This window comes from Sphingosinicella soli (assembly GCF_014199685.1).
In the GTDB taxonomy this organism is placed as follows: Bacteria; Pseudomonadota; Alphaproteobacteria; order Sphingomonadales; family Sphingomonadaceae; genus Sphingosinicella; species Sphingosinicella soli.
Window position 1 is genome coordinate 59,574 of record NZ_JACHNZ010000013.1, and the last position, 21,790, is coordinate 81,363.

Annotated in this window: 22 protein-coding genes; 19 read left to right on the forward strand and 3 right to left on the reverse strand. The window is 66.7% G+C overall.

The genetic code is table 11. From position 1 onward, the window contains the following. Window positions 1-15 precede the first annotated feature (15 nt). From murB to GGQ98_RS07210, 8 genes are all read left to right on the forward strand, one after another. A complete protein-coding gene (gene murB, locus GGQ98_RS07175; protein WP_424141353.1) occupies window positions 16-894 on the forward strand; it encodes a UDP-N-acetylmuramate dehydrogenase in 879 nt (292 codons plus the stop codon). Then, entirely contained in the window at window positions 891-1,799 is a 909-nt protein-coding gene (locus GGQ98_RS07180) for a D-alanine--D-alanine ligase (protein WP_184067220.1), read from the forward strand. The genes murB and GGQ98_RS07180 overlap by 4 nt, the downstream gene beginning before the upstream one ends. Before the next feature lie 300 nt (window positions 1,800-2,099). Further along, window positions 2,100-2,978 (forward strand): cell division protein FtsQ/DivIB, encoded by an 879-nt coding sequence (locus GGQ98_RS07185; protein ID WP_184067223.1) that lies wholly within the window; start codon window positions 2,100-2,102, stop codon window positions 2,976-2,978. Beyond that, the gene (ftsA, locus tag GGQ98_RS07190; protein ID WP_184067226.1) at window positions 2,975-4,249 is read left to right on the forward strand and encodes a cell division protein FtsA; all 1,275 of its coding nucleotides are present in this window, start codon (window positions 2,975-2,977) and stop codon (window positions 4,247-4,249) included. The genes GGQ98_RS07185 and ftsA overlap by 4 nt, the downstream gene beginning before the upstream one ends. Window positions 4,250-4,363: 114 nt before the next feature. After that, entirely contained in the window at window positions 4,364-5,857 is a 1,494-nt protein-coding gene (ftsZ, locus tag GGQ98_RS07195) for a cell division protein FtsZ (protein WP_184067229.1), read from the forward strand. A gap of 129 nt (window positions 5,858-5,986) precedes the next feature. Continuing rightward, the gene (locus GGQ98_RS07200; RefSeq protein ID WP_184067232.1) at window positions 5,987-7,114 is read left to right on the forward strand and encodes a CaiB/BaiF CoA transferase family protein; all 1,128 of its coding nucleotides are present in this window, start codon (window positions 5,987-5,989) and stop codon (window positions 7,112-7,114) included. Further along, window positions 7,111-8,421 carry an SPOR domain-containing protein gene (locus GGQ98_RS07205; protein ID WP_184067235.1) on the forward strand — a complete coding sequence of 437 codons (1,311 nt, stop codon included), beginning with the start codon at window positions 7,111-7,113 and terminating at the stop codon, window positions 8,419-8,421. Before GGQ98_RS07200 ends, GGQ98_RS07205 begins: the two co-directional genes overlap by 4 nt. Then, window positions 8,421-9,581 carry a deoxyguanosinetriphosphate triphosphohydrolase gene (locus GGQ98_RS07210; RefSeq protein WP_184067239.1) on the forward strand — a complete coding sequence of 387 codons (1,161 nt, stop codon included), beginning with the start codon at window positions 8,421-8,423 and terminating at the stop codon, window positions 9,579-9,581. The genes GGQ98_RS07205 and GGQ98_RS07210 overlap by 1 nt, the downstream gene beginning before the upstream one ends. Here GGQ98_RS07210 and GGQ98_RS07215 read toward each other — a convergent pair whose 3' ends face one another. Further along, window positions 9,582-11,243 (reverse strand): GGDEF domain-containing protein, encoded by a 1,662-nt coding sequence (locus GGQ98_RS07215; protein WP_184067242.1) that lies wholly within the window; start codon window positions 11,241-11,243, stop codon window positions 9,582-9,584. It abuts the gene before it with no gap. 198 nt (window positions 11,244-11,441) lie between these two features. Between GGQ98_RS07215 and argS the strand changes: the two genes are divergently transcribed. The 8 genes from argS to tatC all read left to right on the forward strand — a co-directional run bounded on the left by argS (window position 11,442) and on the right by tatC (window position 17,863). Next, a complete protein-coding gene (gene argS, locus GGQ98_RS07220) occupies window positions 11,442-13,178 on the forward strand; it encodes an arginine--tRNA ligase (RefSeq protein WP_184067245.1) in 1,737 nt (578 codons plus the stop codon). A gap of 1 nt (window position 13,179) precedes the next feature. Beyond that, window positions 13,180-13,983, forward strand: coding sequence for an SPOR domain-containing protein (locus GGQ98_RS07225; RefSeq protein ID WP_184067249.1), 804 nt, complete (start codon window positions 13,180-13,182; stop codon window positions 13,981-13,983). A 7-nt stretch (window positions 13,984-13,990) separates the two neighbouring features. Further along, complete coding sequence (gene nagZ, locus GGQ98_RS07230; protein WP_184067252.1) at window positions 13,991-14,998, forward strand: beta-N-acetylhexosaminidase; 1,008 nt, start codon at window positions 13,991-13,993, stop codon at window positions 14,996-14,998. Beyond that, window positions 14,995-15,756, forward strand: coding sequence for a segregation and condensation protein A (locus tag GGQ98_RS07235; protein ID WP_184067255.1), 762 nt, complete (start codon window positions 14,995-14,997; stop codon window positions 15,754-15,756). Before nagZ ends, GGQ98_RS07235 begins: the two co-directional genes overlap by 4 nt. Beyond that, the gene (gene scpB, locus GGQ98_RS07240) at window positions 15,753-16,391 is read left to right on the forward strand and encodes an SMC-Scp complex subunit ScpB (RefSeq protein ID WP_184067257.1); all 639 of its coding nucleotides are present in this window, start codon (window positions 15,753-15,755) and stop codon (window positions 16,389-16,391) included. Before GGQ98_RS07235 ends, scpB begins: the two co-directional genes overlap by 4 nt. An 82-nt stretch (window positions 16,392-16,473) precedes the next feature. Further along, complete coding sequence (locus GGQ98_RS07245) at window positions 16,474-16,701, forward strand: twin-arginine translocase TatA/TatE family subunit (RefSeq protein WP_184067260.1); 228 nt, start codon at window positions 16,474-16,476, stop codon at window positions 16,699-16,701. 23 nt (window positions 16,702-16,724) lie between these two features. Then, a complete protein-coding gene (tatB, locus tag GGQ98_RS07250; protein ID WP_184067263.1) occupies window positions 16,725-17,078 on the forward strand; it encodes a Sec-independent protein translocase protein TatB in 354 nt (117 codons plus the stop codon). After that, entirely contained in the window at window positions 17,075-17,863 is a 789-nt protein-coding gene (gene tatC / locus GGQ98_RS07255; RefSeq protein WP_184067266.1) for a twin-arginine translocase subunit TatC, read from the forward strand. The genes tatB and tatC overlap by 4 nt, the downstream gene beginning before the upstream one ends. 28 nt (window positions 17,864-17,891) lie before the next feature. Here the strand turns inward: tatC and GGQ98_RS07260 are convergent, their stop codons facing one another. Together GGQ98_RS07260 and GGQ98_RS07265 are read right to left on the reverse strand one after the other, a co-directional pair. Continuing rightward, window positions 17,892-18,023: an entericidin A/B family lipoprotein gene (locus tag GGQ98_RS07260; protein WP_184067269.1), complete on the reverse strand. Its 132-nt coding sequence runs from the start codon at window positions 18,021-18,023 to the stop codon at window positions 17,892-17,894. A 174-nt stretch (window positions 18,024-18,197) separates the two neighbouring features. Continuing rightward, on the reverse strand, window positions 18,198-19,874 hold the full coding sequence (locus GGQ98_RS07265; RefSeq protein ID WP_184067272.1) for a sensor histidine kinase: 1,677 nt from the start codon (window positions 19,872-19,874) through the stop codon (window positions 18,198-18,200). Between the two features lie 134 nt (window positions 19,875-20,008). Here GGQ98_RS07265 and GGQ98_RS07270 point away from each other — a divergent pair, with 134 nt between their 5' ends. The 3 genes from GGQ98_RS07270 to GGQ98_RS07280 all read left to right on the forward strand — a co-directional run bounded on the left by GGQ98_RS07270 (window position 20,009) and on the right by GGQ98_RS07280 (window position 21,782). After that, entirely contained in the window at window positions 20,009-20,803 is a 795-nt protein-coding gene (locus GGQ98_RS07270) for a response regulator (RefSeq protein ID WP_184067274.1), read from the forward strand. 69 nt (window positions 20,804-20,872) lie between these two features. Beyond that, complete coding sequence (locus tag GGQ98_RS07275) at window positions 20,873-21,013, forward strand: hypothetical protein (RefSeq protein WP_184067277.1); 141 nt, start codon at window positions 20,873-20,875, stop codon at window positions 21,011-21,013. Window positions 21,014-21,035: 22 nt separating this feature from the next. Continuing rightward, window positions 21,036-21,782: a NepR family anti-sigma factor gene (locus GGQ98_RS07280; RefSeq protein ID WP_184067280.1), complete on the forward strand. Its 747-nt coding sequence runs from the start codon at window positions 21,036-21,038 to the stop codon at window positions 21,780-21,782. Window positions 21,783-21,790: the final 8 nt, after the last annotated feature.

Genomic DNA, 21,790 nt, shown 5'->3' on the forward strand with positions numbered 1-21,790 from the left:
GCGGCCGTCTCTGCGATCCCCGCCGCCGCGGGGCGGCTGACGCCGGACGCGCCGCTGGCGCCGTTCGTTTGGTTCAAATCGGGCGGCAACGCCGAGTGGCTGTTCGAACCGAAAGACGCGGACGACCTTGCCGCGTTCCTGCGCGGGCTTGGAGCGGTGCCGGTGATGGCGCTCGGGCTCGGCTCCAACCTCATCGTGCGCGACGGCGGCGTGCCGGGCGTCGTCGTGCGGCTCGGCAAGGCGTTCGCGGGCGTGGAGCGTCTGGACGAGGTGACGCTGCGCTGCGGCGGCGGCGCATCGGGCATTCTGGTATCCTCGACAGCGCGCGATGCGGGCATCGGCGGGCTGGAATTCCTGCGCTCGATCCCCGGCACCGTCGGCGGATTCGTCCGCATGAACGGCGGCGCATACGGGCGCGAGACGGCGGATATTCTCGTGGAGTGCGAAGTGGTGCTGCGTTCGGGCGAGCGCGCAACCCTGAGCCGCGACGATCTCGGCTATACCTATCGGCACAGCGCGCTGCCCGAGGGCGCGGTGGTGATTTCCGCCACGTTTCGCGGCCACCCCGACGACCCCGCCGCGATCAGCGCCGAGATGGACCGGATCGCCGAAGCGCGCGAGGCCTCGCAGCCGCTGCGCACCAAGACCGGCGGCTCGACGTTCAAGAATCCGCCGGGCGACAAGGCGTGGCGACTTGTGGATGCGGCCGGCTGCCGGGGTCTGATGCGCGGCGGCGCGCAGGTCAGCGAGAAACACTGCAACTTCCTGATCAACACTGGCGCGGCCACCAGCGACGACATCGAAGCGCTGGGCGAAGACGTACGCCGCCGCGTGAAGGAGACGCAGGGCGTTGATCTCGAATGGGAAATCCAGCGCGTGGGAGTGGCGAAATGAAAGTTGCGGTGCTGATGGGCGGCTGGTCGAACGAGCGTGAGGTGTCGCTGACCAGCGGCCGCGGAATCGTGGCTGCGCTGAAGCGTTTGGGGCATGATGTTTACGCTGTTGACATGGGGCGCGACGTTGCCGCAAAGCTCAGTGAAATCAGGCCTGACGTCGTGTTCAATGCGTTGCATGGAACGCCCGGGGAAGACGGCGCGGTTCAAGGAATGCTCGACGTGCTGGGGGTGAAATATACGCATTCTGGTCTCGCGACGTCGGTGATCGCGATCGACAAGGAATTGACCAAGCGCATCCTCGTGCCCGCCGGAATTCGCATGCCCGAAGGTGTCGTCGTCGAATCCGCGAGCGTGCATGAACGTGATCCTCTGCCGCGCCCCTATGTGCTGAAACCGATCAACGAAGGCTCCTCCGTGGGGGTGGCGATCGTCACCGACGAGAGCAATTACGGGTCGCCGATCGCGGCCGATGCACCGGGACCGTGGGCGCAGTTCGATCGCCTGCTCGCCGAACCCTTCATTCCGGGCCGCGAGCTTACCGTCGCCGTGCTCGATGATGAACCTCTCGCCGTTACGGAGCTGGTGCCGACGCGCGGCTTCTATGATTACGATGCCAAATACACCGACGGGCTCACCGTGCATCAGTGCCCGGCGAACATCCCCGAAGACATTGCCGCCGAGGCGATGGCGATCGCGCTGAAAGCGCACCGGGCGCTCGGCTGCAAGGGCGTCAGCCGATCCGATTTCCGCTTCGACGAAAGCCGGGGGCTTGCGGGGCTCTATCTGCTGGAGGTGAACACCCAGCCGGGCATGACGCCGCTCAGCCTCGTTCCCGAGCAGGCGAAATATCGCGGCATCGATTACGACACGCTCGTCTCGCGCATTCTGGAAGACGCAGCATGAGGGGGCGGACTGCCTTTCCTCGGCGTCATGCTGAACGTGTTTCAGCATCCATGCGGCGGCTTGGCGGCGATGTCGCGTGGACCCTGAAACGAGTTCAGGGTGACGGTAAGTATGGTTCTCCGATGCGAGACTGTGCCGGAAATCTCAGCATGGAGACGGGGATTGCCTTTCCTCGGGGTCATGCTGAACGTGTTTCAGCATCCATGCGGCGGCTTGGCGGCGATGTCGCATGGACCCTGAAACGAGTTCAGGGTGACGGTGTAGGCGATTGCCGCTTTGGGGCGATGGCGGGCGCGCGCCATGAGTGAACGCATCACGCTCAAACGGGGCAAGCGCCCGCCGCCGCAAAGGGCAAGACCCTCTGCGCCGCGCGCGCGGGTGAAGGGTCCGAATTCCGGTCGGCTGATGGCGCCGGCGGTGTCTCTGGGCGCTGCCGGCATCGCACTGTTTGCGGCCTGGCTCTATCAGCTTCCCGACAAGCTCTGGATGGCGACGGCGGTGGGCGTCGCCGAAGCGGGCTTTGCGGTGAAGAGTGTCGAGGTGACGGGCCTCAAGACGATGAGCCGCCTGCCGGTTTACACGGCCGCGCTCGACGGGGCTTCGGATTCGATGCTGCTCGTCGATCTGGACGACGTGCGCGACCGGCTGCTGATGCTGCCGTGGGTGAAAGACGCAAGCGTCGGCCGCCGCCTTCCCGACACGCTCTCCATCGAGATCACCGAGCGCAAGCCTTACGCGATCTGGCAATATCGCGGCGCGCACCGCCTGGTGGACATGGACGGCGCGGTTCTGCCGTCCGACGACATCACGCGCTACGCCAAACTGCCGATCGTCGTGGGCAAGGGCGCGAACACCGAGGCGGCGAACCTGATCGCACTGCTTCACGATTACCCGGCGGCGGCAAAGCATGTTGCGGGCGCGGTGTGGATCGGCGAGCGGCGCTGGGATCTGAAGCTCAAGTCGGGCGAAACGCTGGCGCTGCCCGACGACTATGCCGAGGCGAAGAATGCGCTCGGCAATTTCGTACGGATCGACCGCGATTCAGGACTTGTCGACAAGGGCTTCACCCGGTTCGACATGCGCCTTGCCGACCGGCTGACCGTTCGCATCTCGCAAAACGACAAGAAACCCCCGGTCGCACGGCAAGACACACAAGCATCAGGCGGGACAGAGATATGAGAGTGGGACGCGGTCTTTCCGGTAGCCGGGGCGAGCGCACGATTGCGGCGCTCGATATCGGCTCGTCCAAAGTGGCGGCGCTGATCGCCGTTACCGACGGCGAAAGCCCGCCGCGCGTGATCGGCACGGGCCAGCGCGCCTGCACGGGGCTGAGGCAGGGCCTTGTCGCCGATCTCGAACGCACCGAAAGCGCGATCCGCGCCGCGATGGAGCAGGCGGAACGCAACGCGGGCGTGACGGTGGAGAATGTCGTCGTCAGCGTTTCGGCGGGCGGGCTCGACAGCGAAATCGTTTCGGTCGAGGTCGATATCGGCGGCCAGCGCATCGAGCGCGGCGACATCGATCATGTGCTTTCCGAAGGCCGCGCGCAGCTCGACGCGGGCGGGCGCACGATCCTGCACGCGCAGCCCGCGCTCTACACGCTCGACGAGACGACGCGGGTGATGAACCCGCTCGGCCTGCACGCCGACCGGCTCGGCGTTGATATCCACATCATCACCGCCGACACGCCGCCCGTGCGCAACCTCGACCAGTGCGTGCGCACCGCCGATCTGGGCGTGCAGACGATCGTGGCGTCGCCGATCGCGGCGGGGCTCGCGTGCCTGGCGCCCGAAGAACGCGAACTCGGCGTGGCGCTCGTGGAGATCGGCGCGGGCGTAACCAACGTGGCGGTCCACGTGCGCGGGATGCTCGTGGGCCTGTCGGTGATCCCGATGGGATCGGAAGATATCACCGCCGACATCGCCTCCACCTTCTCGACCCGCCGCATTCATGCCGAACGCCTGAAGACGCTCTACGGATCGGCGACGACGAGCCCGCGCGACAATCATGACATGATCGAAATCCTGCCGATTTCGGAAGATGACGACGTGGAGCCGACGCGCGTGCCGCGCGCGCAGATCGTTGCGGTGATTCGCGACCGGCTCGACATGCTGTTCTCCGACGTGGGGGAACGGCTGAACGAAATGGGCTTCAAAGGACCGCGCGGACGGCAGATGGTGCTGACGGGCGGCGGTGCGGAACTCAAGTGCATCGCAGACTTCGCGCAGGGGCTGCTCGGGCGGCACTGCCGTGTCGGTCGGCCGCGCGGGCTCGTCGGTCTGCCGGAAGCGCAGACGGGCAGCGCATTTTCCACGCTTACAGGGCTTACGCTCTACGGCGCGGAGGATCGTGAAGACCTTTGGGCGGGCAGCATCCGCGACGGCGGACAGATGCGGATGTCGCGTTCGCCGTGGGGACGGATGATCGAAGTGCTGAGGTCCAACCTGTGACGACATACCAGATGTTGATTTTTTTCGTCTCAGGGGATTCACGCGGAATCGATCCTGTCGTAGTGTTTAACAAATGCGCTCTTGTGGGGGGCGCCGGCGCCGAAGGAGAGCATCATGAGTCTTGAGTTGCAACGCCCCGAACTCACCGAACTGAAGCCGCGGATTACGGTGATCGGCGTCGGCGGCGCCGGCGGCAACGCAGTCGCGAACATGATCTCTTCGGGCCTCGAAGGTGTCGATTTCGTGGTGGCGAACACCGATGCGCAGGCGCTTTCGGCGGCGACGGCGGAAACCCGGCTGCAGCTCGGGCTCAAGATCACGCAGGGGCTCGGCGCCGGTTCGCGCCCTGAAATCGGCCGCGCGGCCGCCGAGGAGACGCTCTCGGAGATCGAAGGTGCGCTCGACGGTTCCCACATGTGCTTCATCACCGCAGGCATGGGCGGCGGCACCGGCACCGGCGCGGCGCCCGTCGTCGCCAAGGCGGCGCGCGAACGCGGCATCCTCACTGTCGGCGTCGTCACCAAGCCGTTCGCGTTCGAAGGCGCGCGCCGCATGCGCTCGGCCGAAGAAGGCATCGCCGAGCTTCAGAAGCATGTCGATACGCTCATCATCATTCCGAACCAGAACCTGTTCCTGATCGCCAACGCCAACACGACGTTCAAGGACGCGTTCGCAATGGCCGACCAGGTGCTGCACCAAGGCGTGCGCGGCATCACCGATCTGATGATCATGCCCGGCCTCATCAACCTCGACTTCGCCGACATCCGCACCGTGATGAGCGAGATGGGCAAGGCGATGATGGGCACCGGCGAGGCCGAAGGCGAAAACCGCGCCATCGAAGCGGCGGAAAAGGCGATCGCCAACCCGCTGCTCGACGAAGTTTCGATGCGCGGCGCCAAGGGCGTCATCATCAACATCACCGGCGGCGAAGATCTGCGCCTGATGGAAGTCGATGAAGCCGCGAACCACATCCGCGAGATGGTCGATCCGGACGCGAACATCATCGTCGGCTCGGCGTTCAACGCGAACCTTGACGGCAAGATGCGCGTGTCGGTCGTCGCGACGGGGATCGACATGGCGACGAAGTCGGCCGAGCAGCTTGCGCGGACGTCCAACTCGGTGAGCGGTTTCGGCGCGGTCGCGGGCAGCTTCGCGCCCGCAGGCCCGGCCATCCGCCCGGCTGTCGCCGCGCCCGCGCCCACGACGCAGCCCGAGGAAGCGCAGATCACGCTCGAACCGCCGGTGATGGCGGAGGAGCCTGCCGTTGCCGAGGCCGCACTGATCGAAGACGCGCAGCCCGGGTTTTCGGACAATGTGATGCCGCTGCGCATGCCCGAGCCGCAGGCGCAGCCGGTGCGCGAAGCCGAGCCGGAGCCGGTCGCCGCGGCGCCCGCGCCGATCAACGAGCCGGTCGAGCGCCCCTATGTCGCGCCGCGCCAGACACGCGAAGATCCCCGGCCGGGCCCGACGCTGTTCGAGCGGATGATGAATCTGAGCCGCGGCGCCGACAAGGCGCGCGCCGACGAACCGGCGCCCGCGCCCGAAGAGCCGGCGGGGCAGGATCCGCTGGAAATTCCGCGGTTCTTCCGCCGTCAGGTCAACGACTGATCCTCAGATCAGGCAGACAAAGAGGGCCGGGCGGCAAACCCGGCCCTCTTTGTTTCGTGACCTTGCCTGCGCACGCCGCTTGACCGCATCGACGGGGCGTCGCAAATCGATGACAGGAGAGGGAAAAGCATGGCGGGACCGCTTTCGGGCGTTCGTATCATCGAAATGGCGGGGCTTGGGCCGGCGCCTTTCGCGGGCATGATGCTGGCCGACCACGGCGCTGAGGTGATCCGCATCGACAGGCCCGGCGGCGCGCAGGAGACCGTGCTCGGCCGCTCGCGGCGCTCGATCGTCGTCGATCTGAAATCGCCCGAGGGCGTCGCTGTCGTGCGCAGGCTGGTGAAGACCGCCGACGGCCTTATCGAAGGGCTGCGGCCCGGTGTGATGGAACGGCTGGGGCTCGGCCCCGATGTGCTGCTCGGCGACAATCCGCGCCTCGTTTACGGACGCATGACCGGCTGGGGACAAACCGGCCCGCTCGCCAGCGCCGTGGGACACGACATCAACTATATCGCGCTTTCGGGCGCGCTTCACGCCTATGGCCGCGCGGGCGAGCAGCCGACGCCGCCGATCAACATGGTCGGCGATTTCGGCGGCGGCGGCATGATGCTTGCGTTCGGCATGGCCGCAGCGCTGCTTTCGGCACAGAAGACGGGCAAGGGCCAGGTGCTCGACGTCGCGATGACCGACGGCTCCGCCGTGCTGATGGGCATGATCTGGGGCTTCTTCGGGCAGGGCGTGTGGAAGGACGAACGCGGCGTCAACATGCTCGACTCGGGCGCGCACTTCTATGACACATACGCCTGCAAGGGCGGCGGCCATATCTCGATCGGCGCGATCGAGCCGCAGTTCTACGCCGCGCTGCGCCGTATCGCGGGGCTTGAGAACGACGCGGAATTCGATGCGCAGATGGACCCGTCGCGGTGGGGTCCGCTCAAGGCCAGGCTGACGGCGCTGTTCCTGACGAAAACGCGCGAGGAATGGACCGCGCTGATGGAAGGCACGGACGTGTGCTTCGCGCCGGTGCTGTCGCTGACCGAGGCGCCCCTGCATCCGCACAATGCGGCGCGCGGCACGTTCATCGACGTCGGCGGCATGACGCAGCCCGCGCCCGCGCCGCGCTATTCGGAAACGCGGACGGACACGCCGACACCGGCACCGCGCTCGGGCGCCGATACGGCGGCAATCCTCCGCGAACTCGGCTATTCGGATGCGGACATAGAGGCGCTGCAAAGCGCGAAGGCTGTCGCCACATGATCCGCGCCGCCACCGCCTTTCTGCTGATTGCCGCCACGGCGGACCCGTCGCTCGCCCAGGCGCGCAAGGAAAAGGAAGACACGGCGGTTGCGGCGCTGAGCAACCCGGCGCGGCTCGTGACCATCGGCGACCACGCGCGCGCCTCCAGCGACTTCATGCTGGCGCTGAGCTTCTATGAACGCGCGCTCGGGATCGATCCGGGCTTCGTGGCGGCGCTGCGGGCATCGACCGAAGTGTCGCTCGCGATGCGGATGCCGCAGGCGCTCTCGTACGCGGAGCGCTGGGTGCGGGCGACACCGAAGGACGGGCTCGCCCACCTTGCGGTCGGCGCCGCGCTGGTGCAGCAGAACCGCCCGACGGAGGCGCAGAAATCGTTCGCGCTCGCCGAGGCCGCAGGCGGACCGCTCGCCGCGATCGCCATGCAGCGCGGCCTTGCGTTCGACCTGCTCGGGCAAAGCAAGAATGCCCAGATCGCCTATGCCGATGCGATGCAGCGCGTTCCGGGAGACCGATCGATCATCGAGCACCTGGCGCTGAGCCTTGCGATCGGCGGCGACAACGAGGCGGCGATGCAGCTGTTGCAACCCGAGGCCGATCTGGCATCGGGACAGGCGAGCTTCGAACGCACGCTGGTGCTCGTCCACGCGCTCGGCGGGCGGCTCGATCTCGCGCGGCGCATCGCGACGGCCAACCTCAGTCCGCAGGCGGCATCGGCGGCGGGGGACGTGCTCGAGCGGATCACCAGCCTGCCGACCCCGGCTGCGAAAGCGGCTGCCGTTCATCTCGGCATCCTGCCCGACACGGCCCGGCCCCCGCAGGTGCAGGCGCAGGCGCAGGTCCAGGCAGAGGTAAAAGCGCCCGAAGTCGTGCAGGCATCGCCGCCCGAACCGATCGTGGAGCAAGCGCGGGTGATCGAAAGCCCGCCGCCGCGCGCGGAACCGGCTCCCGCGAAACCCGCCGCCGCAAAGCCCGCTGCCGGAAAGCCTGCGCCCAAAGCCGAGCCGCTGCCTGCCGGACTGCCGAAACTCTCTCCCGCGCAGCTGCGGGCGGCATATATCTGGCTGCAATTGTCGAGCAGCCCCGAGCGCGGGCTCGTTGCGGGCGATCTCGCGCGGTTCAAGCGCAAGGCCGGGGCGATCGGCAACTACAACGCCTATGTGCAAAGCGCCGCCGGCACGCACCGCCTGCTGATCGGCCCGTTCCGCTCCGCCGACGACGCGCAGAAGGTTTCGCGGCGCCTGAAAGCGGCGGGCGTGGACTCGTATATCAACCGGGCACCCGCCGGCTCTTCAATCGCGCCGCTTTGATGGCCGCGCGCTATGCCTCTGACCCTGCGGTTTCGCGGGGGCGGCTTCATTCCGAAAAACCGAGCGCGCGCCGCGACGCGTTTCAGCGCGACCGCGACCGCATCATCCACTCGACGGCATTCCGCCGCCTGAAGCACAAGACGCAGGTGTTCGTGTCGCCCGACGGCGACCATTTCCGCACGCGGCTGACCCACAGCCTGGAAGTCGCGCAGATCGGCCGCGCCGTCGCGCGCACGCTGGGGCTGAACGAAGACCTGACCGAAGCGCTTTGCCTGGCGCACGATCTGGGGCATCCGCCCTTCGGCCATGTCGGCGAGGACGTGCTTGCCGCGCGCATGGCGCCGTGGGGCGGCTTCGATCACAACGGCCACACGATCAGGATGCTGACGGCGCTCGAAGTCCGCTACGCCGATTTCGACGGGCTGAACCTTTCGTGGGAGACGCTGGAAGGGCTTGCCAAGCACAACGGGCCGGTGGCGTCTCCGGGCTGGGCACTTGCAGGCTATAATGCGCGCCACGATCTCGAACTCGCCACGCACGCGGGCGCCGAAGCGCAGCTTGCCGCGCTTTCCGACGACATCGCCTATGACAATCACGATCTCGACGACGGGCTGCGCGCGGGATTGTTCACGCTCGAAGAGGTCGCGGCGGCGGTGCCGCTCGTCGCCGAATGCCTGGAGGCGGTGCGGGCGCTGCATCCCGGCGCGCCTGACGACAGGCTGGCGGCGGAACTCGTGCGGTTCCAGATCGGGCGCATGGCCGACGACCTGATCGATGAAACCACGCGGCGGCTGGCCGCGCTGGCGCCCGCCGACGTGGACGCCATCCGCCGTGCAGACGCGCCCGTCGTGGGGTTTTCCGAACCGATGCAGGCCGCAGAGCGCGATCTGAAGCGGTTCCTTTATGCAAACATGTATTTCCATGCGCGCAACCTCGCGATGCGCGAGCCCGCCGCCGCGGTGACGGGCGAACTGTTCGACACGCTGCACGCCGACCCGTCGCAACTGCCTGCGGACTGGGGGGCGCGGCTCCCGGCATCGGAACCCGGGCGCGCGCGGCACATCGCGGATTTCATCGCCGGAATGACCGATCGTTACGCGCTGAAGACCTTCGAGGTGCTGGGCGGACGGATCACGTTTCCGCCGGGCGCGATCATCTGATCAGCCGGTAGCCGCCTGCGGCATCCGGTCGCCGGTGTGAAACGCCACGCGGTTCCGCCCGCTCGCCTTCGCCCTGTAAAGCTCCTGATCGGCCCAGCCGTAAAGGCGCTGGAAGCCGAGCGCGCGGTCTGCCGAGGCGACGCCGATGCTGACCGTCACGACGTGGCCGATGCGCAGCTCGGGATGATGCTGATCGGCGATCCCGCGCCGCACGCTTTCGGCGAACTGGCGGATCCCGATCGGGGTCAGGCCGGTGATGCCGAGCACGAACTCCTCGCCGCCGATGCGCCCGGAAACGCACAGCGGCCCTTCCCAGCGTTCGAGGCGGCGCGCGATGCGGCAGAGCACGGCGTCGCCCGTTTCATGGCCGTAGGTATCGTTGACGCGCTTGAAGTGATCGACATCGATCAGCAGCAGGCCGAAATGTTCTTCCGGCGAGGAGCGGGCCTCGATCATGAATTCGGCGCGATCCACGAAGCCGCGCCGGTTGAGAAGCCCGGTCAGCGCATCGCGGCTGGCCAGTTCGCTCATCCGCGCTTCGGCGGCGCGCGCGCGGTCGCGTTCCTCGCGAAGGTGCGCAATGCGTATCGTGACGGCGATCGACAGCCAGACGGTCTGGAGCGCGGCGGCGATGAGCATCACGACCTGCGGCCCGCCGCCGAAGACCCAGGGGTCCATATCGACGATCTGGGTGAGCGCCAGCGTCACCATGGGCACGGCCCATGCCCATGCAAGCGCCTTCGCATCGGCGTTCCCGGCGCGGCAGCCCTTGACGAGGCTGTACGTGACAAGCGCGAGGACCGACAAGGTGAGTACGCCGAGCGCCGTGCGCTGCCAGCCGAGCGCGGCGCCGGTTTCCAGCGCAACCATGATGCCGATCGGGATCATGAGAAAGCCGAGCATCAGCGTGCCGAAACGCAGCGCGCGCGGACCCATCGTCTCTCCCAGCGCCTTGACGCCGCTGACGGTGGCAAGCGTGACGGCGAGGCATGCAAGGAAGGTGCAGATCTGCGACGACCAGCCGGCGATGCCGGGCGCCGCGACCAATGCAAGCTGCGACCAGAGCAAACCCCAGACAACCATCGTGACCGCCCACAGCCCGTGCCACAGCAGGTATTCGCGCCGCAGCGCGATGCCCACCGACAGCGTGTAGAGCGCGCCGAGCGTAAGGAGTGCGATGGTGCCGCCGACGATGACCGGCAGCGCCGCAGCCTGCGCGTTCGCCTCGTCGGCGCCGGGCAGGCGGATTCTGAGCAGCTCGTGGCTTGCGAGCCCGTCGAAGCGCAGCATGACGGTTTTGACCGGCGCGGCGAGGACGGGCGGTTCGAACGCGATCTGTCCGCCAAGCCGCCAGTGCGCGCCGTAATTGCCGCGACGCACCGTTTGCGCTGCCGTGTGTCCGTCCTCGTAGACGAAAAGCGCCGTTAGCCGATCGAAGCGGGTTTGATGCACATAGACGATGCGCGAATCGGTCGGCACCTCGATCTTCAGCCAGAGACTGCGCTGATGATAGTCCGCAGGCGTCCCCGAACAGGCAAAGGCGCCCGGTTTTGCCGCCGACAGGTCCGTTACGGCATGACAATAGCGCGCGTCCGCACGCGCTTCACCGCCCGCGAGGGCGGCGATAAGCACCAGAAATACAAAGGCAATCACGCGATTCATTGAGTCGGCGTACACATACTCTTTGAAAGGGGTTCGTGTCAGCCCATCATGGGCGAAGGCCGATAAGAAACCGTTACGGATGAATTTTGACGCGCGCGCCCGCCACCCGTGCGCGCGGGTGACGGATGCTTGGCGCGCGCGGTGAAAGCGGTGTAAGGCCCCGGTCAAATCTCATCCTTGCAGAGAGCGGGCCTGGTCGTGAGCACTGTTTTTGAAACCTATACGGCGGCGGTCCACGCCGCGCTCGATGCGCTGGAAGCCGCAGGCACGATCCCGGCCGGGCTCGACCGCAAGGCCGTGGCGCTGGAGCCGCCGCGCGACCCCTCGCACGGCGACCTCGCCACCAACGCCGCGATGGTGCTGGCGAAGCCTGCGGGCAAGAACCCGCGCGCCATCGCCGAGCCGCTCGCCGCCGCGCTGGCGAAGGCGGGCGGTGTGGCGTCCGTGGACGTGGCGGGGCCGGGCTTCATCAACATCCGCCTCGATCCGTCCATATGGATCGACGAACTGAATGCCGTTCTGGCGGCAGGCGGCGATTATGGCCGCGCCGGTGAGGGCAGAGGCGATCATATCAACGTCGAGTATGTTTCGGCGAACCCGACCGGCCCGATGCACATGGGGCACTGCCGGGGCGCTGTCGTCGGCGATGCGCTCGCCGCGCTGCTCGAATTCGCGGGCCACAAGGTGACGCGCGAATATTATGTGAACGACGCGGGCGGGCAGGTGGACGTGCTCGCACGCTCGGTGCATCTGCGCTACCGCGAGGCGCTGGGCGAGGATATCGGCGAGATTCCCGAAGGCCTCTATCCGGGCGACTATCTGAAGCCGGTGGGCGCGGCGCTCGCGGCGGAGTTCGGCGATCGGTATGTCGGCAAGCCCGAGGGCGAATGGCTGGCGCTGTTCCGCACGCGCGCGGTCGATGCCATGCTGGTGCTCATCAAGGCCGATCTTGCGCTGCTCGGCATTCACCACGACCTGTTTTCATCGGAAGCCGAGGTGCAGGCGGCGGGCGAGGCGGACCGCGCCGAGGCCGAGCTGCGCGCCAAGGGCTATGTTTACGAAGGCGTGCTGGAGCCGCCGAAGGGCGAGCTTCCCGACGATTGGGAGCCGGTGGAGCTGACACTGTTCCGTTCGACCGCGTTCGGCGACGATGTGGATCGGCCGCTGAAAAAGTCGGACGGGTCGTGGACCTATTTCGGCGCCGACATGGCGTATCACAAGCGCAAGGCGGAGCGCGCCGACCAGCTGATCGACATCTGGGGCGCCGACCATGCGGGCACGGTGAAGCGCATCCAGGCGGCGGTCGCGGCATTGACGGACGGCAAGCCCTTCGACGTGAAGCTCGTGCAGATGGTGCGCCTGTTCCGCGCGGGCGAGCCGGTGAAGATGTCGAAGCGCTCGGGCTCGTTCGTGACGCTCGCGGACGTGGTGCGCGAGGTCGGCAAGGACGTCGTGCGCTTCATGATGCTGACGCGGCGCGCCGATGCGCCGCTCGATTTCGATTTCGCCAAGGTGGTCGAGCAGTCGAAGGACAATCCGGTTTTCTACGTGCAATATGCACATGCGCGGATTTATTCGCTGGCGCGGCGCGCGGCGGAGGCGGGAATGACGATCGCGGCGCCGTCGGCGCCCGATCTCGCGCGGCTCGACAGCACCGAACTCGATCTCGTGCGCCTCGCGGCGCAGTGGCCGCGCATTGTCGAGGCGGCGGCGAACGCCCACGAACCGCACCGCATCGCCTTCTATCTGGGCGATCTTGCCGCTGCCTTCCACGCCAACTGGAACCGCGGCAACGACGACCCCTCCAAACGCTATCTGATCGAAGGCGACCCCGGCATCACCAATGCGAGGCTGGCATTGGCCCGCGCGGTGGGGCAGGTTATCGCGAACGGTCTGCATGTGATGGGGGTAACCCCGGTCGAGGAGATGCACTGAGATGGCGCGCGGTTACCGGGACGATGAAGACGAGGATGCGCTGCCCTGGCTCGAAGCCGCCGAGCCCGAGGACGAGGACGAAGGCGGGGCCTTTCCCTATCGCGGGCTCATCATCGCGGGCGCGATCATCGTGGCGACGGTTGCGGTGCTCTGGTTCGTCGTCGAATGGATCGGCGGCGGGCGCGGCACCGATCCGATCGCGGCGACCGACGAGGTGCCGCTGATCCAGGCGGCGGAAGGCCCCTACAAGATGCGCCCCGACAACCCCGGCGGTCTCGATGTCGATGCCGACAGCCTGACGCACTCGGTGGCGGAAGGGCAGGAGCCCGATAGCGAACTGGCGATCGGCATGATCCCCGAAGAGCCCGTGCCGGTGATTTCCGCCGCGCCGGTGCCGGAACCCCGCCCGGCGGCAACCGTGCCGCCCCCGGCGCAGAAGGCTCCCGCCGAAAAGGCGCTGCCCAAAGTGGTCGAAAAGGCGCCCGCGAAGGTTGCGCCGGTGCCGGAACCGAAAAAGCCGGCGCCCAGGCCGGAGCCTGCGAGACCGGCGCCCGTGCAGGCGGCAGGCAGTGTCACCGTCCAGCTCGGCGCGTTCAACAGCACGGCGAGCGCCGATCAGGTCTGGTCCAAGCTGTCGGGCCGCGTCGGCGCGCTCGGCGGGCTCCGCAAGTCGGTGCAGCCCGTCGAAGCCGGGGGCAAGACGCTCTACCGGCTGCGCGCGGGCGGCATCGCCTCGGAAGCGCAGGCGGGCAGTGTCTGTGCTGCCGTCCAGGCGGCGGGCGAACAGTGCGTGATCGTGCGCTGAGCCGCGCGTGACGCCGCTGCTGCTCGGCCTTTCGGGCCGGACGATCACCGACGACGAACGCGCGCTGTTCAGGGCGGCGAACCCGGCGGGCTATATTCTCTTCGCGCGCAACATCGACACGCCGGAGCAGGTGCGGGCGCTGACCGCCGATCTGCGCGCGCTTGCCGGGCGGGATGATCTGCCGATCCTGATCGATCAGGAAGGCGGGCGCGTGGCGCGGCTCGCCCCGCCGCACTGGCCCGAATTTCCGCCCGCACGGCGTTTCGGCGAAGCGTTCGCCGTCGCGCCGGTGACTGCCATCGAAGCGGCACGGATGAATGCCAAGGCGATCGCCCTGACGCTCGCGGACCTCGGCATCAGCGTCGGCTGCCTGCCGGTGCTCGACGTGCCGGTTCCCGGCGCGCACGATATCATCGGCGACAGGGCCTTTGCGCAGGAGCCGGGAGCGGTGGCCTCACTCGGGGACGCGGTTTTGCGCGGTCTGCGCGCGGGCGGGGTGGTGGGCGTCGTCAAGCATATCCCCGGCCACGGGCGCGCAGCGACGGACAGCCACCTCGAACTGCCGGTGGTGACGGCGGACATCGCTGCGCTCGAAACCGACTTTGCGCCGTTCCGCGCGCTCGCCGCCGCGCCGATGGCGATGACGGCGCATGTGCTTTACGAAGCGCTCGATCCTGACGCCTGCGCGTCGCAGTCGCGCATTGTCGTCGCGCAGACGATTCGGGCAGCGATCGACTTTGACGGACTGCTGATGGCGGACGATCTCGGCATGCGCGCGCTTGGCGGGACGCTGCCCGAGCGGCTGGCGGGGGTCATCGCGGCGGGCTGCGACCTCGCGCTCCACTGCAGCGGCGACTTCGCCGAGAACGCCGCGCTTTGCGAAGCCGCGCCGCACATGACGCCGCAGGCGCTCGACCGGCTGGCGCGGGCGATGGCGTGGGCGGCGGCGGACGGCGAAACCGATATCGCGGCGCTTGTCGCGAGGCGCGACGCACTGTTAGTCTCCGCCGCATGACCGATATCGTGTCGCTCGACTTCAACGGCAGCGAAAGCGAACGCCTGAACCTCGATATCGAGGGCTGGGAAGGGCCGCTCGACGTGCTCCTGCACCTCGCGCGCGCGCAGAAGGTTGATCTTGCGCGAATCTCGATCCTCGAGCTGGTCGAGCAGTATCTGGTCTTCGTCGCCGACGCGAAAAAGCTGCGGTTGGAACTGGCGGCGGATTACCTCGTGATGGCGGCGTGGCTCGCCTATCTTAAATCGTGCCTGCTGCTGCCGAAGGAGGAGCAGGAGGAACCGAGCGCCGAGGAACTGGCGCTCCGTCTGCAACTCCGTCTCCAGCGCCTCGACGCGATGCGCGAAGCCGGGGCGCGGCTGCTGGCGCGCGACCAGATCGGACGCGACGCCTTCATGCGCGGCGCGCCCGAAGGCGTGCGCGTGGTGAAGAACGCCTCGTGGGACTGCGAACTCTACGATCTTCTGAAAGCCTACGGCGCGATCAGCAGCCGCCGGACGCCCAGCGAATATGCCGTCCGCCGCCGGCCTGTGTTCTCGCTCGAAGATGCGCTCGCGCGGCTCGAATCGATGCTCGGCACCGCGCTGGACTGGACCGTGCTGTCGAGCTTTCTGCCCGAGGGCGTCATGGACGAGGAGTTTCGGCGGTCGAGCGTCGCAAGCAGCTTCGTCGCCGCGCTCGAACTCACGCGGCTCGGCCGGACCGAGCTGTCGCAGGCGGACAGTTTCGCCCCCCTCTTTCTCAGAAAGCGCCAATGAGCGACGCGATTGACGACGATCTCCGGTTCCAGCGCATTGTCGAAGCGACGCTGTTCGCCGCCGACAAGCCGCTGACGCGCGAGCAGATCGCCGAGTTTCTTCCCGAAGGCACACCCGTGCAGCCGCTGCTCGACAGCCTCGCCGAGAGCTATGCGCCGCGCGGCATCAATCTCGTGCAGCGCGGCGGCAAATGGCATTTCCAGACCGCAGCGGACCTCGGCGATATCCTCAGCCGCGAGGAGGAACAGTCGCGCAAGCTCTCGCGCGCGGCGCTCGAAACGCTGGCGATCATCGCCTACCACGAACCCGTGACGCGCGCGCAGATCGAGGAAATCCGCGGCGTTTCCATCTCCAAGGGCACGCTCGACGTGCTGATGGAAGCCGGGTGGGTGCGTCCCGCAGGCCGCCGCGAGGTGCCGGGACGGCCGCTGCTCTATGCGACGACACAGGGCTTCCTCGTCCACTTCGGTCTCACCACCCGGCGCGATCTGCCCGGCCTTGCCGAACTCAAGGCGGCGGGACTGCTGGAGCCGATCGACGTCGCGCTCAACCAGCTCCACTTCGAAAAGCCGCCCGAAACCCCGGAGGCGGACGAACCGGACATCGAAGAGGAAATGGAGGACGAGGCTCCGTAGGATTCGCAATTTTGCTGCGGAGGGACTAGACAGGGGCTGAAGCGCCGCCGATATCGCGGGCGGCGGAAACGGAGTACGGACCATGGGTGGTTTCAGCATCTGGCATTGGCTGATCGTCGGCATCGTCGTCATACTGCTGTTCGGCAAAGGCCGGATTTCAGACGTGATGGGCGATCTCGCGAAGGGCATCAAAAGCTTCAAGAAGGGGCTTGCCGAGGACGAAACGCCCGCTCAGCCCCGTCAGATCGGCCAGAACGCGGCCGATCAGACGATCCGCAGCGAAACGCCGCAGGAAACGCCGCGTAGCTGACAGTCCTCGATCCGGACGGATACATGTTCGACGTCGGCGCGCCCGAACTCCTCGTTATCGCGATCGTTGCGCTGCTCGTCGTGGGCCCGAAGGATTTGCCGCGCCTGCTGCGCACGGTCGGCAACTGGATCGGCAAGGCCCGCGCGACGGCGCGCCATTTCCGCACCGGCGTTGATGCCATGATCCGCGAGGCGGAGATGGAGGATATGCAGAAGCAGTGGGAAATGCAGAACGCCGCGATCATGAAGGCGCACCCGGCCGGGGCTGAAGCGCCTTCCGCGCCCGACGCCCCTTCGCAGCACGGCGAGGCCGCAGCAGCCGGAGCGCCGCCCCCGGAAACAGCGCCCGATCCCGATACCGGCAAGCCGCGATCATGAGAGAAATTGACGACAGCAAGGCGCCCTTGCTCGATCACCTGATCGAGCTGCGTCAACGCCTGCTCTATTGCGTGATCGCGCTCATCCTGGCGTTTTCGGTGTGCTTTGCATTCGCCGACGACATCTTTGCCTTCCTGGTGCAGCCTCTGGTGAAGGCGAAGGCTTCGCAGCTGATCTATACGAAGCTCTACGAAGCGTTCTTCGTGGAAATCAAGGTGGCGCTGTTCGCGTCTTTCCTGATGGCCTTTCCGATCATCACCAACCAGCTCTGGCTGTTTATCGCGCCTGGACTTTATCGATCGGAAAAACGCGCGTTCCTGCCGTTCCTGATCGCGACGCCGGTGCTTTTCACGGCAGGCGCGGCGCTGGCCTATTATGTGGTGATGCCCACGGTCTTCACGTTCCTGCTGGGGTTCCAGACGACGGATGCGGGCATACCGCAGCAGGCGCTTCCCGCCATGGACGACTATCTGTCGTTCGTGATGGGGCTGATCTTCGCGTTCGGATTCTGTTTTCTGCTGCCGGTACTGCTGATGCTGCTGGCGCGCGCGGGGATCGTGGATGTCGCGCAACTCCGCTCGTTTCGTCGCTATGCGATCGTCGGCGCTTTCGTCGTGGCTGCGGTGCTCACGCCGCCGGACGTTATTTCCCAGCTGCTTTTGGCGATCCCGCTCATGATTTTGTATGAGGTGGGGATCATCGGTATCGTTCTCACCAACCGGCGCGCCGCGAAACTCTCAGCGGCAGAATCGGCGGCGGAAGAAGCCGGGAACGCGGCCGAATAGCCGCGCCCCCGCTTCCCTCACTCGACGTTTAGTTTGCCGTGTCTTCTACCGCTTCGCCGGCCGACTGCACGTCCTTGCCGACGCCTTCGACCGTGTTGCAAGCCGCAGCGGCGAGGAAGGCAACGACGACGACGAGCTTTGTACCCAGGTTCTTGCGCATGTTTTTTCTCCCAACAAACTGCCGAGTGGAAACGGTCGGCGCCCTAATAGGTTGCATCCGGTCGTTCTCAGGCCGGTATAAAAAGAAAAGAGCCCGATGCCGGCGGGGGGAGCAGGCAAACGGGCTCTGTGGGGACAGCGAGAGCGGGGGGCAGAGTTCGCTGTCCGTGTTGCATCAACTCCCGATCGCAGGCTTGGTTCCGGCGTCTGAAAGAATTTTATCCGGCCTCTGTTTCAGGGGAAACTCGACCGTATAGCAGGGGACGCCCGAATCGAAGACGAGGCGGCCGCGAAGCTGCCGGACCATGCCGCTTACGATACGCGCGGCGGCGCGCGTTTCGGTGGGGGCGAGCGCATCCTTTTCCCCGAAAGCGTCGGAGCAGATTTGAAGCTCGCCGCCGGTTTCCGTGCGCTTGACGTGAATGTCTATCGTCAACCTTGTGTCTCCCTCCGCCGCTGCGAGCCGCGCGGCGAAGGCGATAACCTCCGTGATGAGGAAGGCGAGCGGTACGGCGGCGTCCTGGCTGATGTGCAGGCGTTCGAGATGCGTATTGATGCGCGGCTCGACGAGTTTCGCCGTGGGAATGGTCTGCTGGAGGCTGGCGCAGAGATCCTGGGTGAGCGCCGTGAAATCGACGCCGTGCGCGGCGCTTTCCTCGTAAAGCCAGCGGTGTACGATCGACAGCGCCCCCACGCGCATCTGAATGCTGGCGTAGGCGCGCGACACGTCGCCGCCTTCGGCCTCGCGCGCCTGGATGCTGATGAGGCTGGTGATGATCTGCAGGTTGTTCTTCACGCGGTGATGAACTTCACGCGTCAGGCGCCGCTGCTCGGTGAGCGCGGTGTCCACGTCCTGCCGGGCGTCCGCCATGTTCTTGGCCATTGCGTCAAAGGTTTCCGCAAAGGCCTGCATCTCGTCGGTCTGCCCCGCTGCCCCGGAAAGGCGCACGTGATCGTTTCCAGCGCCGTAGGCGCGAACGCCCGATGCCATGTTCTGAAGCGGGCGCACGACGAAGCGCTGCACGACCATCCAGCCGATCAGCAGCGCGGCAATCCACATCAGCGACGGCGCCGCGATCGCCAGTATGTCGGCAAAGGCAAGCCGTGCGCCGGGAACGACCGTAGTGAGCGCAAACGGCGCGATGGACAGCGGACCCGACGCGACCACATTGTCGCTCTGTCCGGGCTCGCTGACACGCCGCACCGTCAGCAGCCCGCCGGGAGCAGAGATGCCGGGCGGCGGATCGCCCACGATGGCCTTGTCGCCCAGCCAGACCGTGACATCGCCCTCCATCGCCGCGATCTCGCGCAGGCGCGCCTGCAGGCGTGATATCGATGCGGTGGCCACGATAAGGCCGGGCTGCCCCCTTGAAGCGGCCTCCCGCACCGCAAAAAATACGTGGTCGCCGCCGGGCCAGATCAGGTTTTCACGTTCGCCTTCCGCAGCAAGTCGCGTGAGTTCCGCCGTTGAAGGTTTGGTGCCGCCCCGGCTTTCACAGACCGGCCGCCCGAGCATGTCGGCCCAGACGAGGGCATCGAACGTCTCCGCGTCGTCGAGCGCGTTGGCGGCTTCGGTATTGCATGTTCGCCCGTCCTGAAGGCCGCTTTCGTTGCGGAGCAGCGCGCGCAGCACGAGAAAATCGACGCTGAGCAGATCATCGACGACGCGCGCCGTCGTTCGGAACTGGTCCTCGGCGCGCACGAGTTCCGCCTCGCGCGTGCTGCGGATACCGTCTGCGGCAAGCACGGCGGCGAGCACGCCGATCGGCAACAGAGCCAGCGTGAGTGCGACGGCAAGCTGAAACGATAGAGAGCGTCTCGGCCCCGAACCTTGGATTTCGGTTGATTCCAACATTGTCCCAAACGAACTTAAGTATGGGGCGAAACAAAAGAAACCCTCGACCGTTCCACTGATGGGCGTCACTTACGAAAAGGGTGCCGGTCACCATTCGGGCGTGACCGGACGTCAAGGAGGCAGAAGGCTATATGACATTGGCTGCGAAACTCGCGCCGCATCTCCCGTTGCTCCGCCGTTATGCGCGCGCGCTGACGGGAACGCAGCGGGACGGTGATACGTATGTGCGCGCGGCGCTGGAAGCGATCGTGAGCGCACCTCAGGATTTCCCGAGCGATGTCGACGAGCGCTTGGCGCTCTATCGCACGTTCCACGTGATCTGGGCGTCGTCGAACATCGACGTCGATTCGGAACAGCCGGGCGCATCCGATTTCGAACGCGCGGCGCATCAGCGGCTTGCCGCGATCACGCCGCTGTCGCGCCAGGCGCTGCTGCTGACGGCGATGGAAGGCTTCTCGCACGAGGATGTCGGCTATCTCATCGATCTCGATCCCGACGGCGTTTCGGGGCTCGTGAAGGAAGCGATGGACGAGATCGGCCGCCAGACGCGCACGCGTGTGCTCATCATCGAGGACGAGCCCATTATCGGCATGGACCTCGACAGCATCGTGCGCGATCTCGGCCACGACGTGACCGGCATCGCCGTTACGCGCGATGAAGCCGTGGCGCTGGCGATCGAATCCCAGCCCGGCCTCGTGCTCGCGGACATCCAGCTTGCCGACGACAGTTCGGGCATCGATGCGGTGAAGGAAATTCTCAGCCGCTTCACGGTGCCCGTGATCTTCATCACCGCGTTTCCCGAGCGTCTGCTCACCGGCGAGCGGCCGGAACCGACGTTTCTCATCACCAAGCCGTTTCAGCGCTCGACCGTTTCCGCGGCGATCGCTCAGGCGCTTTTCTTCAACAGTACGGCGGCGATGCAATGATGGTGCCTTCCGCCCGCCTTGTGAACGGGCGGGCGGGGGCATAGCCTTCACAGACAGGAGCCAAACGCCATGGAACAGGACCACGAAACCCTGGGGACGAACAAGGCGAGAGCCGGGGAAACCCCGCATATCGTTCGGTACGTCCTGTTGTTCTCGGTCACGCTGGTGGTCGTAATCTTCTCGGCGCTGGTCTTCTTCTGGTCGCGCTGAACCTTGGATCTAGGGGGATAGAATGATCGAACAGACGGTCGGCCGCAGCGCCGGCGTAAGCCCTGTGGGCGCGGACGAGATCGGCGGCTTTCTTCGTTCCGCTTATGCGGAGGCGGCGACGCAGCCGCTGCCCCAGGTTTTTCTCGATCTGCTCGCGCGGCTCGAAACGGGCCCCGAGGAAACGAAAGCCGGACAGCTTTCCGACAAGGATTTCAAGGACGAACTGTCGGCGATCATCCCGCAGCTTCGCGCCTTCGGCCGTTCGCTTTCAGGCAACCGCGACACGGCCGACGACCTCGTGCAGGAAACGCTGCTGAAGGCGTGGGCGGCGCGAGACCGCTTCCAGGCGGGGACGAACATCCGCGCGTGGACCTTCATCATCCTGCGCAACCTGTTCCTCAGCCAGATGCGCCGCGCGCGCTTCAAGGGCGAATGGGACGAACTTGTCGCCGATCGGCTGCTGTCCGCGCCCGCCGGGCAGGACAAGCAGATCGAGCTTGCCGATTTGCAGCGCGCGCTCCTCGAGCTGCCGCAGGCGCAGCGCGAGGCGCTGATCCTCGTGGGGGCGGGCGGCTTCGCCTACGAGGAGGCCGCGACGATCTGCGATTGCGCGGTCGGCACCATCAAGAGCCGCGTCGCGCGCGGCCGCGCGGCGCTCGAACTGGTCATCTCCGAAGGCAGGCTGCCTTCGCGCCGCGGTTCGACCGCATCGGGCACGACGGCGCTTGACGAGATCATGGGACAGGTGGATCAGCTGGCGCGCGAATAACGAAAGGG